At 43.2% G+C, this 15,618-nt stretch carries 17 protein-coding genes; 14 read left to right on the plus strand and 3 right to left on the minus strand.

Going from position 1 to position 15,618, the window contains the following annotated elements:
- Nucleotides 1-74 precede the first annotated feature (74 nt).
- Both asnB and alaP read left to right on the plus strand, forming a co-directional pair.
- Complete coding sequence (gene asnB / locus ACQVGS_RS05890) at nucleotides 75-1,973, plus strand: asparagine synthase (glutamine-hydrolyzing) (protein WP_024122583.1); 1,899 nt, start codon at nucleotides 75-77, stop codon at nucleotides 1,971-1,973.
- Nucleotides 1,974-2,109: 136 nt separating this feature from the next.
- On the plus strand, nucleotides 2,110-3,501 hold the full coding sequence (gene alaP / locus ACQVGS_RS05895) for an alanine permease AlaP (RefSeq protein ID WP_106020306.1): 1,392 nt from the start codon (nucleotides 2,110-2,112) through the stop codon (nucleotides 3,499-3,501).
- A gap of 255 nt (nucleotides 3,502-3,756) precedes the next feature.
- Here alaP and ACQVGS_RS05900 read toward each other — a convergent pair whose 3' ends face one another.
- Nucleotides 3,757-4,272, minus strand: coding sequence for a gamma carbonic anhydrase (locus tag ACQVGS_RS05900; RefSeq protein WP_491831170.1), 516 nt, complete (start codon nucleotides 4,270-4,272; stop codon nucleotides 3,757-3,759).
- A 50-nt stretch (nucleotides 4,273-4,322) separates the two neighbouring features.
- On the opposite strand from ACQVGS_RS05900, the gene ACQVGS_RS05905 reads away from it, so the two are divergent.
- The gene (locus tag ACQVGS_RS05905) at nucleotides 4,323-5,102 is read left to right on the plus strand and encodes an alpha/beta hydrolase (protein ID WP_106020304.1); all 780 of its coding nucleotides are present in this window, start codon (nucleotides 4,323-4,325) and stop codon (nucleotides 5,100-5,102) included.
- Nucleotides 5,103-5,121: 19 nt separating this feature from the next.
- Complete coding sequence (gene tbcS, locus ACQVGS_RS05910) at nucleotides 5,122-6,225, plus strand: tetraprenyl-beta-curcumene synthase (RefSeq protein ID WP_106020351.1); 1,104 nt, start codon at nucleotides 5,122-5,124, stop codon at nucleotides 6,223-6,225.
- Here the strand turns inward: tbcS and mnmM are convergent.
- Both mnmM and mnmL read right to left on the minus strand, forming a co-directional pair.
- Complete coding sequence (gene mnmM / locus ACQVGS_RS05915) at nucleotides 6,215-6,799, minus strand: tRNA 5-(aminomethyl)-2-thiouridylate-methyltransferase MnmM (RefSeq protein WP_106020303.1); 585 nt, start codon at nucleotides 6,797-6,799, stop codon at nucleotides 6,215-6,217. The two genes, tbcS and mnmM, sit on opposite strands and share 11 nt — an antisense overlap.
- Nucleotides 6,796-7,764, minus strand: coding sequence for a tRNA modification radical SAM protein MnmL/YtqA (gene mnmL, locus ACQVGS_RS05920; RefSeq protein ID WP_106020302.1), 969 nt, complete (start codon nucleotides 7,762-7,764; stop codon nucleotides 6,796-6,798). Before mnmL ends, mnmM begins: the two co-directional genes overlap by 4 nt.
- A gap of 161 nt (nucleotides 7,765-7,925) precedes the next feature.
- Between mnmL and ACQVGS_RS05925 the strand changes: the two genes are divergently transcribed.
- The 10 genes from ACQVGS_RS05925 to ACQVGS_RS05970 all read left to right on the plus strand — a co-directional run bounded on the left by ACQVGS_RS05925 (nucleotide 7,926) and on the right by ACQVGS_RS05970 (nucleotide 15,580).
- Nucleotides 7,926-8,198 (plus strand): YtzC family protein, encoded by a 273-nt coding sequence (locus tag ACQVGS_RS05925; RefSeq protein WP_010331570.1) that lies wholly within the window; start codon nucleotides 7,926-7,928, stop codon nucleotides 8,196-8,198.
- A 156-nt stretch (nucleotides 8,199-8,354) separates the two neighbouring features.
- On the plus strand, nucleotides 8,355-8,492 hold the full coding sequence (locus ACQVGS_RS05930) for a hypothetical protein (protein ID WP_491831174.1): 138 nt from the start codon (nucleotides 8,355-8,357) through the stop codon (nucleotides 8,490-8,492).
- A gap of 33 nt (nucleotides 8,493-8,525) precedes the next feature.
- Nucleotides 8,526-8,918 (plus strand): GntR family transcriptional regulator YtrA, encoded by a 393-nt coding sequence (gene ytrA / locus ACQVGS_RS05935; protein ID WP_024122575.1) that lies wholly within the window; start codon nucleotides 8,526-8,528, stop codon nucleotides 8,916-8,918.
- Entirely contained in the window at nucleotides 8,911-9,789 is an 879-nt protein-coding gene (gene ytrB / locus ACQVGS_RS05940; protein ID WP_127696617.1) for an ABC transporter ATP-binding protein YtrB, read from the plus strand. Before ytrA ends, ytrB begins: the two co-directional genes overlap by 8 nt.
- Complete coding sequence (locus tag ACQVGS_RS05945; RefSeq protein ID WP_127696618.1) at nucleotides 9,783-10,769, plus strand: ABC transporter permease subunit; 987 nt, start codon at nucleotides 9,783-9,785, stop codon at nucleotides 10,767-10,769. Before ytrB ends, ACQVGS_RS05945 begins: the two co-directional genes overlap by 7 nt.
- 31 nt (nucleotides 10,770-10,800) lie before the next feature.
- Nucleotides 10,801-11,778 carry an ABC transporter permease YtrD gene (gene ytrD / locus ACQVGS_RS05950; RefSeq protein WP_127696619.1) on the plus strand — a complete coding sequence of 326 codons (978 nt, stop codon included), beginning with the start codon at nucleotides 10,801-10,803 and terminating at the stop codon, nucleotides 11,776-11,778.
- 14 nt (nucleotides 11,779-11,792) lie between these two features.
- Entirely contained in the window at nucleotides 11,793-12,488 is a 696-nt protein-coding gene (ytrE, locus tag ACQVGS_RS05955; protein WP_024122571.1) for an ABC transporter ATP-binding protein YtrE, read from the plus strand.
- Nucleotides 12,478-13,788, plus strand: a complete 1,311-nt coding sequence (ytrF, locus tag ACQVGS_RS05960; protein ID WP_188323237.1) for an ABC transporter permease YtrF — start codon at nucleotides 12,478-12,480, stop codon at nucleotides 13,786-13,788. The genes ytrE and ytrF overlap by 11 nt, the downstream gene beginning before the upstream one ends.
- Before the next feature lie 99 nt (nucleotides 13,789-13,887).
- Nucleotides 13,888-14,583 (plus strand): two-component response regulator BceR, encoded by a 696-nt coding sequence (gene bceR, locus ACQVGS_RS05965; protein ID WP_024122569.1) that lies wholly within the window; start codon nucleotides 13,888-13,890, stop codon nucleotides 14,581-14,583.
- On the plus strand, nucleotides 14,576-15,580 hold the full coding sequence (locus ACQVGS_RS05970) for a sensor histidine kinase (protein WP_491831178.1): 1,005 nt from the start codon (nucleotides 14,576-14,578) through the stop codon (nucleotides 15,578-15,580). Before bceR ends, ACQVGS_RS05970 begins: the two co-directional genes overlap by 8 nt.
- Nucleotides 15,581-15,618: the final 38 nt, after the last annotated feature.

Raw genomic sequence — 15,618 nt, forward strand, 5'->3', positions numbered from 1 at the left:
TGAAACCAAACACTGTTCACAGCGTCTATAAATAGGGGTTCAATGATGACAATTTTAAATATGGAGGCAATACTATGTGTGGATTTGTCGGGGTTTTTAACAAGCATCCGTTAACTCAAACCGCTGATCAAGAAGAACTAATCAAACAAATGAACCAAATGATCGTTCACCGCGGTCCTGACAGTGATGGATATTACCATGATGAGCACGTTGGATTCGGATTCAGACGGCTCAGTATTATTGATGTGGAAAATGGCGGACAGCCTTTATCATATGAAGATGAAAAATATTGGATTATTTTTAACGGGGAAATCTATAACTATATCGAACTGAGAGAAGAGCTTGAAGCAAAGGGATATACTTTCAACACAGATTCTGACACAGAGGTTCTTCTTGCGACTTACCGTCACTATAAAGAAGAAGCGGCTTCCAAGCTGCGCGGCATGTTTGCCTTTCTGATTTGGAATAAAAACGATCATGTTCTTTATGGAGCAAGAGATCCATTCGGCATTAAGCCGTTGTATTACACAACGATCAATGATCAGGTTTATTTTGCCTCAGAGAGAAAAAGTTTAATGGCAGCCCAAAATGATATTGAAATAGATAAAGAAGCATTACAGCAGTATATGTCTTTCCAATTCGTTCCTGAGCCAAGTACGCTTGATATTGATGTGAAAAAAGTAGAGCCGGGTTCTCAGTTTACAATCCGTCCTGACGGTGATATCACATTCAAAACGTATTTCAAGGCGCGCTTCCAGCCTGTTCAGACGGAAGAAGATAAACTTGTCAAAGAAGTCAGAGACGCTATCTATGACTCTGTAAACGTTCATATGAGAAGTGATGTGCCTGTCGGTTCATTCCTATCAGGCGGAATCGATTCTTCGTTTATTGTATCCGTTGCGAAAGAATTTCATCCAAACCTGAAAACATTTTCTGTCGGATTTGAACAGCAGGGCTTCAGTGAAGTTGATGTAGCGAAAGAAACTGCCGCTGCACTGGGCATTGAAAATATCAGCAAAGTCATTTCACCTGAAGAATACATGAACGAGCTTCCTAAAATCGTATGGCACTTTGATGATCCGCTTGCAGACCCGGCTGCGATTCCATTGTATTTCGTGGCGAAAGAAGCGAAAAAACACGTAACGGTTGCGTTATCTGGCGAAGGTGCGGACGAGCTGTTCGGCGGATACAACATCTACCGTGAACCGCTTTCTCTTAAACCGTTTGAACGCATTCCGTCCGGCTTGAAAAAGATGCTTCTGCACGTAGCGGCGGTTATGCCTGAGGGAATGAGAGGAAAGAGCCTGCTTGAGCGCGGCTGCACTCCGCTTCCGGAGCGTTATATCGGCAACGCGAAGATCTTTGAAGAATCCGTGAAGAAACAGCTGCTGAAGCACTATGATCCGAGCCTTTCGTATCGCGATGTGACGAAGCCTTACTTTACAGAAAGCAGCTCATACAGCGATATTAACAAAATGCAGTATGTCGATATCCACACTTGGATGCGAGGCGACATTTTGCTAAAAGCGGATAAAATGACGATGGCGAATTCTTTGGAATTGCGTGTGCCGTTCCTTGATAAAGTCGTATTTGACGTTGCGTCTAAAATTCCTGATGAATTGAAAACAAAGAACGGTACGACAAAGTATCTCCTTCGCAAAGCTGCTGAAGGCATTGTGCCGGATCATGTATTGAACCGCAAAAAGCTCGGTTTCCCTGTACCGATCCGTCATTGGCTGAAAAACGAAATGAACGAATGGGTGCGCAGCATTATTCAGGAAAGCCAAACGGACGCTTATATCCATAAGGATTACGTTCTTCAGCTTCTTGAAGACCATTGTGCCGACAAGGCTGATAACAGCCGTAAAATTTGGACAGTGCTCATCTTTATGATCTGGCACAGCATCAATATCGAAAAACGGTATATGCCTGAAGAGCTGAGCCATCAGCCTAAAGAAGTCATCTTTGTCTAACAGATAAGGCTTTCGATTCGTCGAAAGCCTTGTTATTATACCAGTATTTCTCCATCATCATTGATTACCCTGCACATTCGTGTGAAATATTCAGAAAAATGATGTAATGATATTTTTTTCTAGGGGAGAAGGGAACATGCAAAAACAAAAACAAGAATTGCATCGCGGTCTGGAAGAAAGGCATATTTCTTTGATGTCTTTAGGGGCTGCCATAGGAGTGGGACTTTTCCTTGGCTCTGCATCAGCTATTCAATTAGCAGGGCCGGGTATTTTGGTGGCATATGCCTGCAGCGGCCTGGTTATGTTTTTTATTATGAGGGCGCTTGGGGAAATGGCGATTCAAAAGCCGGTCGCGGGCTCCTTCAGCAGGTATGCGCGTGACTACTTAGGTCCGCTTGCAGGCTACTTAACCGGGTGGAATTACTGGTTCTTATGGGTTGTAACCTGTATGGCGGAAATCACCGCTGTCGGAATTTATATGGGATACTGGTTTTCGGATGTGCCCAATTGGATTTGGGCATTGTCGGCGCTGGTGATTATGACTGGTGTCAATTTCCTGGCCGTAAAGGCGTATGGAGAGCTGGAGTTTTGGTTCGCATTGATTAAAATTGTCGCGATCCTTTCTATGATTGCTGTCGGTTTATTAATGATTATTGCAGGCGTCGGCAATGGAGGCATTGCGACTGGCATCAGCAACTTGTGGAGCAACGGCGGATTTTTTCCTCATGGAATAAAAGGGGTTTTATTGTCACTTCAAATGGTGATGTTCGCGTATTTAGGCATTGAGATGATAGGGGTGACGGCCGGCGAAGTCAAAAATCCGCAAAAGTCATTAGCAAAAGCGATTGATACGGTATTTTGGCGTATCCTGATTTTTTACGTCGGTGCTTTATTTGTTATCATGTCCATTTATCCATGGCAGGAAATCGGATCGCAAGGAAGCCCTTTTGTACTCACGTTTGAAAAAGTGGGGATTCCATATGCGGCAGGCATCATTAACTTTGTCGTTCTGACGGCAGCGCTGTCTTCTTGCAACAGCGGCATATTCAGCACCGGACGTATGCTCTTTAACTTAGCGGAGCAGAGCGAGGCGCCAAAAGCATACGGTAAGCTGACCAAAGGCGGCATTCCGGGTAAAGCCGTACTGGCTTCTGCGGGTGCGTTATTAGTCGGTGTGCTGTTAAACTATGTCGTGCCTGCGAAGGTATTTACTTGGGTCACAAGCATTGCGACGTTCGGGGCGATTTGGACGTGGGCGATCATCTTGCTTTCTCAGATCAAATATCGTAAAGGCATGCAGCCAAAGGATCAAAAGCAATTAAAATACAAAATGCCTTTTTACCCGTTCACGTCATATTTATCTTTGGCCTTTTTAGCATTTGTCATTATTCTGATGGCTTATAGCCCGGAAACAAGAGTCGCCGTAATTGTCGGTCCGATTTGGTTTCTGATTTTGATAGCCGTTTATTATGGCAAAGGCTTTCATAAGAAAAACGCAGCTGTGTCAACTGAACAACAGATCAGCTGACAAAAAGAGCTCCCGGAGGGCTCTTTTTTGTTTAAGTAAAGCTGCTCATAGAGAGCAGAGAATAGGAATATGTTTTTTGCAGAGACTGCTTACAGTGGCGTCTTGTTTTTTATGATAAGATAAAAGTCACATGTTCATTTTTACATGTGAACGTTTTATGGAAAATTAAAAACCCGAACTGCATTTGGTTCGGGTCAGCGATGGTTATCGCTTAAATAATATTTTGAAAAATGGTAAAGTAAAACGAAGCTGGTCTTACATTTGCTGAAGTGATTTATAATATTGACCCTTTGCTACATATTCAGACCGTATTCTCTGCATGTCTTTTCGGTCTTCATCCGTCAAAGGACGGATGACTTTTGCCGGGCGGCCGAAGGCTAGATGGCCTGGCGGAATGATTTTCCCCGGCGGAACAAGGCTGCCGGCACCGATAAATGCGCCTTCACCGACTTCGGCTCCGTCTAAAATGATTGAACCCATGCCGATTAAGGCGTTCTTGCGGATCACGGCGCTATGGAGTGTAACCTGGTGGCCTATCGTGGCGTCATCTTCAATGAGAAGAGTCCGGTTCGGGCTTTGATGGAGGCAGCTTAAATCCTGGATATTGACTCTGTTACCAATTCTGGTCGGGGCTACATCTCCTCTTATGACAACTGAGAACCAAATACTGGACTGTTCCCCGATGACCACATCACCGGTAATTGTTGCATTATCGGCTACAAAAGCCGTTGGATGGATTTCTGGCGTGTATTCCTTATAAGGGTAAATCATATATCTTTCATCCTTCTTTCTCTATTTAATTTTTGTATGAGGTGAACCGCATGTGGACCTGGAAAGCAGACAGACCTGTGGCAGTGATTGTTATGATCCACGGGGCAAGTGAACATCATGGACGGTATAAATGGCTGAGTGAAATGTGGAGATCTTCGGGTTATCACGTTGTAATGGGTGATCTGCCGGGACAAGGGACAACCACCCGGGCCAGGGGGCATATTCACTCATTTCAAGAATACATTGATGAAGTAGATACTTGGATAGATAAAGCGCGAACCTTTGAACTGCCTGTTTTTCTTCTCGGCCACAGCATGGGCGGCCTGATTGCGATTGAATGGTTTAAACAGCAGAGAAACCCCCGCATTACGGGAATTATTTTATCATCACCGTGTCTCGGGCTGCAAATTAAAGTCAATAAAGTGCTTGATCTTGCATCAAAGGGGCTGAATGTCATTGCTCCGTCGCTTAAAGTTGATTCAGGATTATCGATTGATATGGCGACACGCAACGAAGATGTCATCGAAGCAGGCCAGAACGATCCCCTTTTTGTGACGAAGGTTTCTGTCAGATGGTACAGAGAGCTGTTAAAAACTCTTGAGTCTGCCATGGTGCCGACAGAGGCTTTTCTGAGGGTGCCGCTTTTAGTCATGCAGGCCGGAGATGACAAGCTGGTCGATAAAACGAAGGTCATCAAGTGGTTTTCAGGGGTTGCTTCCCACAATAAGTCATATAGGGAATGGGAAGGGCTTTATCATGAAATATTTAATGAACCGGAAAGAGAAGACGTTTTTAAAGCCGCAAGAGCATTTACTGATCAATATATTTGAACTAGGGGGGGTGCATGTGTTGACAGTACCGGAACATCCTTTTGGACTGATGGCAAAAGTATATCGTGATATTTTTCCGCTCGTTCATCAAGAGCTGAACATATGGAAGCAAAAATCAGAAGCAATTAAAAACAGTGAATTAAAAGCACAGGCAACCGCAAGTATTCGAGATAAAACGTTTCACTGCGAAGGCGGCGGCATATTGGCCTTATTGTCAGGAAATCATAAGCAGAAATGTGTTGAGTTCATCATCGCATACCAAACGATCAGCGATTACCTGGACAATTTGTGCGACCGCAGCACATCACTTGACCCGGAAGATTTTCGAATGCTTCACACCTCTATGCAGGACGCATTGACAGTGGGAGCTGAACCGCAAAATTATTATCAATTCAGGGACGAGCAGGATGACAGCGGATATTTGCAGGAATTGGTGAAAACGTGCCAGCGAGTCCTCGGTTCTATTGAACACTACGACATGATTAAACCTTATCTGCTTGAGCTTTGCGGCTATTATTGCGATTTGCAGGTGCATAAGCACGTTGTTGAGCATGAGCGTGTCCCGCGCCTTGAAAAGTGGTTTACCCAATATGAATCAGAGCTTCCCGAGATGGAATGGTATGAATTCTCAGCTTGTGCAGGCTCCACGCTGGGCATTTTCTGTCTTGTCGCATATTCGTTTCAGCCCGATTTTACTGAAAGCACCGCAAAAAAAATCCGCAACAGTTATTTTCCTTACATACAAGGTCTTCATATTCTGCTTGATTATTTGATTGACCAGGAGGAGGACTTGCTTGAAGGGGACTTGAATTTCTGCTCGTATTATCAGTCGCATGAAGAAATGATGAATCGGCTGCAGCACTTTATTCAGAAAGCCGATGAACATCTGCACGGCATTCCGCACGAAAACTTCCACCGCTTAATCAACCGCGGCTTGCTGGGTGTCTATTTGTCTGATGATAAAGTGGCGGGCCAAAAGGAAATGGGCCGGCTCGCGAAAAAGCTGATCAAAGCAAGCGGAAAAACCTCCTTTTTCTTTTATATCAACGGCAGAGCCTACAGAAAGTTTCAAAAAATGGCCTGGATGAAAAACTCAAAGAAAAAAGCTCAAATCATTTGCTGATTTGAGCTTTTTTTTCGATAGCAATAATAAACGGCGGGTCATTTTGCTGATTGATAAATCCGTATGTTAAGACACGGGCTGTTTGCTGATCCAAGTCCCGGCAGAAGTCGAGCACATCGTTTTTTTCAGCTTTGCCTTCCGGGTGGCCGTGATAGACGACCAAAACAATCAGGCCTTCATCTTTCATGATGCTGAGAAGCTGTTCAATTGCTTGAATCGTTGAATTGCCGTTTGTCGTAATCGATTTGTCCCCGCCTGGCAGATAGCCGAGGTTAAACACAGCGGCCGCCACTTTGCCGTGTGTTTCCTGCGGAAGTGATTCAGCAATTTTGTCATGGCTTTTATGAAATAAAGTTGTCCGGTTTTGATAGGTGTCACCGAGCCGCTCCTTCGTATTGGCCACTGCTGATTCTTGTATATCAAATGCGTATACATGGCCGTTTTCACCGATAAGCTCAGCTAAAAACAGGGTGTCGTGCCCGTTCCCCATTGTGGCGTCAACAACGATGTCTCCATCCCCTGCGGCCATTTTTAGCAGCTCTTTACTGTAGGGAAGAATTTTTTTCAGGATCATAAGGCCGATTCCTCCTGAAGACGCTGAAAGAACTTACCTTGGTAGCTGCCGCGGTTTTCAAGTTCTTTATTGATAGCGCCAAGCACTTCCCATTTGTTCACACTCCACATTGGCCCAATCATCAATTCAATCGGCCCGTCACCAGTGATACGGTGTACAATCATTTCTGGCGGGATGATTTCAAGCTGGTCACAGACGAGCTGCACATAATCGTCTTGAGAGAGAAATTCCAGCTTTCCTTTTTCGTATTGCTTCACCATCGGCGTGCCCTTTAGCAGGTGAAGCAAATGGATTTTAATACCCTGGACGTCCAAATCTGCCACTGCTTTTGCCGTTTCCATCATCATATCGCGGTCTTCCAGAGGAAGTCCGTTGATTATATGCGAGCAGACGCGTATGCCGTGTTTTCTTAGCTTATTCACACCTTCAATGTAGCAGTCAAAGTCATGTGCCCGGTTGATCAGAAGAGCTGTGCGTTCGTGAACTGTCTGAAGCCCGAGCTCTACCCAAAGATATGTGCGTTCATTCAGTTCTGCCAAATACTCAACTACATCATCCGGCAGGCAGTCCGGACGTGTGGCGATTGAAAGGCCGACCACATCGTCGAGCGCGAGAACAGACTCAAATTTCTCTCGCAGCACGTCAACAGGAGCATGCGTATTGGTGAAAGCCTGGAAATAAGCGATATATTTCCCGTCCTTCCATTTTTCGTGCATGCGGTTTTTAATGTCGTGGAATTGCGTCATTAAATCATCGGCCCGGTTTCCTGCAAAATCACCGGATCCCGCAGCGCTGCAAAAGGTACAGCCGCCGTGAGCGACAGTGCCGTCCCGGTTCGGGCAGTCGAAGCCGCCGTCAAGCGCTACTTTAAATACCTTATGCCCGAAATGATCTCTGAGATGATAATTTAATGTATGATAGCGTTTTTCCGTATTTGAATAAGGAAAAGGATTGTTCTGAATCACGATTAATGTGCCTCCTTGCGTACAATTGCATCCTAAAATTGTAGCACGCATTTCATATGAGAACAAATGAATATCGACCATAAATTTCTTTATTGAATCGTGTCGGATGAGGCTACACTATGGATGATGGATTGTTTCCATTACCAAGAGGAGGGGTTACTGTGGCAACAAGACAATCAGTAGATGAACATCTCCAACAATGTATGCAGGCGTATGATTATGCCGAAGAACAGCTGAAAATCGCTTCTAAACAAGAGCATTATAACGACCAAGAATACAGTGATGCGCAAATGCAGATTGAAAATGCGGTAAATGCCTTGAATAAACTATGGCTGTCATCAAATGATCAGCAGAGAGAACAGCTGTACAGAATGAGACTTCAGCTTCAAGCTTTGCAAAATAATATGATCTTGCAGCACCCTCTTGATGTGTAAGAAACGGACCCTTTTGATAAGGGTCTGTTTTTTTTGTAAAAAAAGGATTGACTTTGCACAGTAAAGTATTTATTGTATTAAGTGTACTAATTGAAGTAATACACTATAGACACTGATGAAACAGTCATTTATATATTGAAATTAAGGGAGGCAGTTATGAAACATAAAAAACAAAACAAACGTAACGTGCCAATGCTGGTCGCGGCATCTGTGATCGCTTGTTCTTTTTTTCTTGTACTCGTTATGATCGGTTTTGAATGGCAAAAAAGTATAATTGATCAGTTTTATCTATAAAAGGTTCAGATCGTATAGAAAGTAGGGAAGTAAATGATTCAAATCGATCCAAGAAGCTCAACGCCCATTTACGAACAAATTATTCAGCAAATGAAAGAGCTTTGTTTGAAAGGGATCATGAAGCCTGGTGATAAGCTTCCTTCTGTCAGAGAATTGGCGACGATCATTATTGCGAATCCGAATACTGTCAGCAAAGCGTACAAAGAGCTTGAGCGAGAGGGTATTATTGAAACGCTGCGTGGCAGAGGGACCTATATATCGGAAAATGCAAAAACGACACTGGTTGAAGGGAAGATGACGATGATTAAAGAGCAACTCAAACAGCTCATCATCGATGCACATTATGCGGGGGTTGAGCTGGATAAACTGCAAGAATGGATAAAAGAAATCAGCGCTGATGTGAAAGGGGGCAAGAGCGATGATTGAATTAAGACAGCTGTCAAAAACGATTGACGGAAATCAAGTATTAAAAGATGTTTCATTAACAATTAAAAAAGGAGAAATCTTCGGGCTGCTCGGCCGCAATGGGTCAGGCAAAACGACAATGCTTCGCTTAATCCAGCAAATCATTTTCGCCGACAGCGGGACGATTTTGTTTGACGGCGTAGAAATCAAAAAGCATCCGAAGGTCAAACAGAATATCATCTACATGCCTGTTCAAAATCCTTTTTACGACAAGTATACATACAAGCAGCTAGTCGATATCCTAAGAAGAATTTATCCGAAATTTGATGTCACGTACGCGAATGAGCTGATGAACAGATATGAAATTCCGGAAACGAAAAAATACCGCGAGCTGTCGACAGGTTTGAAAAAACAGCTGTCGCTCGTTCTGTCATTTGCGGCGAGACCGGCGCTGATTCTCCTTGATGAGCCCACGGACGGCATTGACGCGGTGACAAGACATGATGTGCTGCAGCTGATGGTTGATGAAGTGGCTGAGCGTGATACGAGCATTCTGATCACCTCCCATCGCCTTGAGGACATTGAACGGATGTGCAACCGAATCGGTTTTCTCGAAGATAACAGACTGACGAATGTGATGGATCTTGATGAGCTAAAAGAAGAATACATCAAAATTCAAATGGCGTTTGATACAGATGTCAATTTGGCTATCAGAGAGCAAAACATTCCGATGCTCGATCAGGCCGGTGTGTTTTACACGGTGCTGATCCCGAAAAGCGATGAGAAGAACAAGAGCTTTTTAAGAGAGCTGAAGCCAAAAGTGTGGAATGAGCTTCCTGTCAACCTAGAAGAAGTATTCATTGCGAAGTTTGGAGGGAAGCGGAGATGGTAGACCGAGGTCTCCTCTATCGAGAGTGGAAGCAGAATCAAGTGGTGATTGTGTTAAGTATTGTGTTTTTGGTGCTGGCAAATCCTTTAACGATTTATCACTCATATTCTTTAAACGAGTCATGCCTAGCACATTCAGATCCAAAACTGTGTGCATTTTTTGTAGATTACCACATAGACAGCATGATTCAAATCAATTGGGTGATAGGGATTATACTGGCAGTATGTTTGGTCGGGCTTGAACGTTCGAGAGGTACGATGGACTTTTTGTTAGGTCTTCCATATAAAAGAAGCCAAATTTTTCAAACGAAATTTTGGCTAGGCGCAGTTGTCCTTGTGCTTTCGCAATTAGTCGGATTTTTATTAGCATGGCTGCTGATTCTTTTCTTAAAACCTGAACAAGTAAACTTTTTTGAACATGGAAGCATCGGTGTTATGATCACCAGCATTATGTTTTACTCATTAGTAATGGCCGCTGGGACGTTAACTGGAAACGCTTTTGCTCAGTTGTTGACAGCTTTTGCAACTTCTGTATTGCCATATTTGATTATCGTTTTGCCTTTTTCAAATATAGAGATTATCTCAGGGATTCAAATTTGGAAAATGTTACCCAATGTTGAATATTACTTCGATTTTGAAAATAATTTGATGGACTTTTCCCCGATTGCTTATGTGGATTCAAGTTGGGTGGCGGAAAGTAAATACTTATTACTAATCCCTGCAGTGATGAGTATTCTCTTTTATTTCATTGGCTATATAAGTTTTATAAAACATCATAATGAGCGTAATGGATACTTTTTCTTATGGAAAACATTAGATCGACCTATCCAAATCCTTGTCATCGTGTTAGGAATCCTGGGTTTTGGTATAGTGGGGCATTCTGCTGGTGAATCCATAGCGGGTTACATTATCGGAATGATTATCGGAGGAATTGTCGGATTTTTGATCAGTTATTTTTCCATCTTTAAAAAAGTAAGACATTAAGATAACGGCTTAAAGTTTGGAGGGAAGTAAAATGCCGGATTCCGGTCTGCTTTATAAGGAGTGGAAACAAAATAAAGTCGCCTTAGTTATCACCATTTTGGTTTTTATACTAGGTAATCCTTTATCGATTTTAAATATGTATCTTACCTATCAAGGCTGTGTTACTGGAAAAGAAAATTGGGTCGGCCCCTGCGTATTCAGCGTTGATTATTTAAACAGCACATTTATCTCAGTATTTTGGATTTGGGGTGTGGTTTTGGCGGTCAGCCAGCTTGGGATTGAACGGAGCAAGGGCTACTTTGACTTTACATTAAGCCTTCCTTATACACGGGGGCAGATATTTAATGCGAAGTTCCTCACCGGCGGAATGGTTATTGTGATACCGCAACTCATAGGTTATGTTTTATCAGTTTTGCTGATTTTGTTTTTGAAGCCTGATCAGGCCGTTTATTTTCACAACTACAGCTTGGGAATGATCATTGTTAGCATGCTGGCTTATTCTTTGGTTATGGCTGGAGGAGCTTTGACAGGCAATATTTTTGCACAGCTGCTGGTCTCATTTACTGTCACCATCTTGCCTTTTTTAGTGATTACCCTTCCTGCGATTAATATGGATATCCTCTTTGGCGGGAGAGCGAGATTTCTAGATTACCCTATACCTGAATGGATGCAGTATATATTTCCGATCACATATGTTATTCCAAACTGGGTTGAAGATTCACCGAATTATTTAGTGATTCCGGCTGTCATGAGCATTATTTTTTACCTCATCGGGTACATCAGCTTCGTCAAACTGTCAAATGAACGAAACGGATATTTCTTTTTGTGGAAAGCATTGGATCGTCCGGTGCAAGTGATCGTCATTATCATTGGCATTTTGGGCTTCGGCTACTTTGGATTTGCTACAAGCGAGAGCTTTGCCGGCTATCTCCTTGGCATGGCTGCAGGTGCCTTGGTTGGTTTCTTCATTAGTTATTTTGCGATTTATAAAAAAATAAAACAGTTGTAAGGGAGAGAGAACATATGATAGATGTTCAGCATATCGACCATTCTTTCACGATCGGAAAAAAGGGCCGTGAGAATGAAGTTCCAGTATTGAAGGATGTCTCATTGAATGTGGCGAAAGGAGAAATCGCCTGTATCGTCGGACGAAGCGGGTCGGGGAAGTCAACGCTTCTGAATTTGATTTCAGGCTACATCTCACCGACAAAAGGGCGTATTGTGATTAACGGAACTGATGTCACGGGCTTTAATGAAAAGGAATGGGCGCAGTTCCGCCTTGAACACTTTGGGTTTATTTTTCAAAGCTTTCAGCTCATCCCGGGCTTAACGACGTATGAAAATGTCGAAATGCCGCTGGCGCTAAAAGGGATCAAACCGTCTGAGCGCAAGAAAAAGGTACAGGACATGCTGAAACGCGTCGGTCTTGAAAACCATGCTGCTCACTATCCTAATGAACTGTCAGGCGGCCAGCAGCAGCGTGTCAGCATTGCGAGAGCGCTGATTTTAAATCCGTCGATTATTTTAGCGGATGAGCCAACGGGAAGCCTTGATTCAGAAACGGAACAGGAAGTGCTGGAATTGATTCAGCAGCTGAACCGTGAGCGGGGCATTACATTTGTGATTATTACCCATGACGATGAAGTGGCTTCAATCGGACACTCAAAATTCCAGCTGCATGACGGTGTGTTAAAAGGAGGTATTACCGTTGAGATTTAAGGATCAGGTTCATTTTATCAGAAGAAATATGAAGAAAAACAGGCTCCGCGTCTTTATGACAATTCTTGCGACAACAATGGCGTGTGCGTTTTTGGTTGTGCTGTCGTCTGTAGGATTTGGGATTCAAAAGACAATCACAGATATGACGATGAGCCAGCAAATTGTGACTAAAGTCAGTGTAATGGGCAAGGAAGGGGATAAGCCTATTAAAAAAGCTGATTTAGAGAAGTATGATCATGTAAGGTCAGTTGTAGAAAGAACGCAAGTGTATGAGCCAAACAAAGCAACTTTAGGCAATCGCACAAATGAAAGCTCTAATCTTATCTTTACCAATATGAACGATGAATTAAAGGCCAATATGGAATTAGAAAAAGGAAGAGTCGCAAAGTCGGAAAATGAAATCGTAGTAGGATACGACTTTGCAAAGAGATTATTGACGAAAAAAGAATCTGAAGCATATAACAAAAAAATCGAAGAAGCAAAAGGAAACCCCGAAGATATAGAAGAACCAAAGGGCTACACGAAAGACATCCTGAACAAAACGATCGAATTAAGTGTATCAAAAACAGATCCTAAAACAGGGGATGTTACGAAAACAAAAACATATGACTTTAAAATTGTCGGTATTACAAAAAAACCATCTCAAGATTGGATGGAGGATTCAAACATCTTCATTAGTGATCAGTTCAAGAAGGACTTTTCGGAATTTTTGGACTTCAAGGGCGGGAATGTTGAAAAAAATGTGGGCGTTTTTGCTGATAAATTTGAGAATGTGGAACAGCTGACAAATGATCTGACAGATGACGGATACTATGTCACATCAGTTACTACCGAGCTTGAAGGAGCCAACACCTTCTTCATGGTCTTCAAAATCGGCCTGATCTTTGTCGGATGTATCGCGGTTATCATTTCAGCCATTGGAATATTTAACACGATGACGATGGCGGTTACAGAAAGAACGCAGGAGATCGGCATTATGAAAGCGATTGGGGCAAGTCCGTCTATCATTCGCCGAATGTTCTTGATGGAAAGTGCGTATATCGGAATTTTAGGCTGTGTGATCGGGATAATCATTTCTTACGGCGTGAGCTACCTTGTCAACCTGGCCGTTCCGATGATTCTCGCGGCGACAGGCGGAGGCGAAGCGGGCGATCTGAATTATACGTTTTCTTATATTCCGCTCAGCCTTGTCATCATTGCGGTTGTGATTTGCGGCGGTGTCGCTGTGATCTCGGGTATGAACCCAGCCCGAAAAGCAACAAAAACCAACGTGCTGACAGCATTAAGAAGAGAATTGTAATCAGAAAAAGCCGGCTGAACCAGCCGGCTTTTCTGTATAGCGCATCAACAAGATTTGCTATACACTTGACTTAAAAAAGGAAAAAGTGCGGTGAGTCCATTGTTTAAACTTTTGCTGATAGAAGATGATAAATCGCTGTTTCATGAAATCAAGGAGCGCTTAACGGGATGGTCCTATGATGTATACGGCATACAGGATTTCAGCCAAGTAATGCAGGAATTTGCGTCAATCAAACCTGATTGCGTCATTATTGATGTTCAGCTCCCTAAATTTGACGGGTTTCATTGGTGCCGGCTGATCCGTTCCCGGTCAAATGTTCCGATTCTCTTTTTATCCTCTCGTGACCACCCTGCTGATATGGTCATGTCGATGCAGCTGGGAGCGGATGACTTTATTCAAAAGCCGTTTCATTTTGATGTGCTGATTGCGAAAATCCAAGCGATTTTCCGGCGCGTGCATCATTATAATACGGAGCCGAGCACGATCAAAACATGGTGCGGGGCTGCCATAGACGCAGAGCAGAACCTCGTCAGCAATAACGAAGGCTCTGTTGAACTGACTAAAAATGAAATGTTCATTCTAAAACAGCTAATAGAACAAAAAAACAAGATCGTCAGCCGGGAAGAGCTGATCAGAAGCTTGTGGAATGATGAGCGTTTTGTCAGCGATAATACACTGACCGTCAATGTCAACCGCCTGCGGAAAAAATTGGATGAACTGCAGCTTGGAACATATATCGAGACGAAGGTCGGCCAAGGCTACATGGCGAAGGAAGAGGATCATTTCTATGATTAAAGCATTCCTCATCGAAAGACGAAGCTGGATTGCCGCATTTTTGCTGCAGCAAATTCTGATTTTGCTGATAGCCTTTGTTGATCCGTCTATTCCATTTAAAAATGTTCTTTATATTGTTTATTTGTGTGTCTTGATCTTTGTTGTGTTTGTTATCATCCGTTTTCGGAAAGAAATCGCATTCTATAAAAGCCTCGAAGAATGGGAAAATAATCTTGATGTCACAGCCATAAGTGAACCGGAGACGCCGTTTGAAGAGATGATTGAAAAAAGCATCACCGGACAAACGGAACAATTGAAGCAATCTGCATTGCAGAATCGCTTGGCATTAGAAAATGAAAAAGATGAACTGATGGCGTGGATACATGAGGTCAAAACGCCATTAACAGCGCTGCATTTAATCATCGATCGGATGGAAGACCCATCATTAAAATCCCAGCTATCGTATGAGTGGCTGCGCATCCATCTGCTTCTTGATCAGCAGCTTCATCAAAAGCGCATGTCCTTTATCGAAAATGATCTGTCTTTAGAGATGATCAAGCTTAAGCCCTTGATTATCAAAGAGATCAGAGACTTGCAATCGTGGTGTATACAGAAAGGAATCGGTTTTGACATTCAGCTGGAGGCAGAGGAAGTCTTGAGCGATGCGAAATGGCTGGCCTTTATCATCAGGCAGCTGCTGACCAACGCCGTAAAATACAGTGAAGCCGCTGATATTGTGATCAACAGCTATGAAAAAGACGAACGGAAGGTTCTTGAGGTGAAAGATTTTGGACGGGGCATTGACAGGAAAGATGTCTCACGGATTTTTGATAAAGGGTTTACATCCACAACCGATCGTCATAATCAGTCTTCTACGGGCATGGGGCTGTATCTGGCGAAGAGAGCCGCAGGACCGTTGCTGATCGATATCAATGTGCATTCAGAGCTTGGGGATGGAACAACCTTTACCTTAACCTTTCCGAAACGAAATCAATTCGAACGTGTCATTAGCGTGTGACGAAAATGTCACATGCTTTTCTTTTTTGTTCGCTTAAT

It is taken from the genome of Bacillus sp. SD127 (assembly GCF_058566445.1).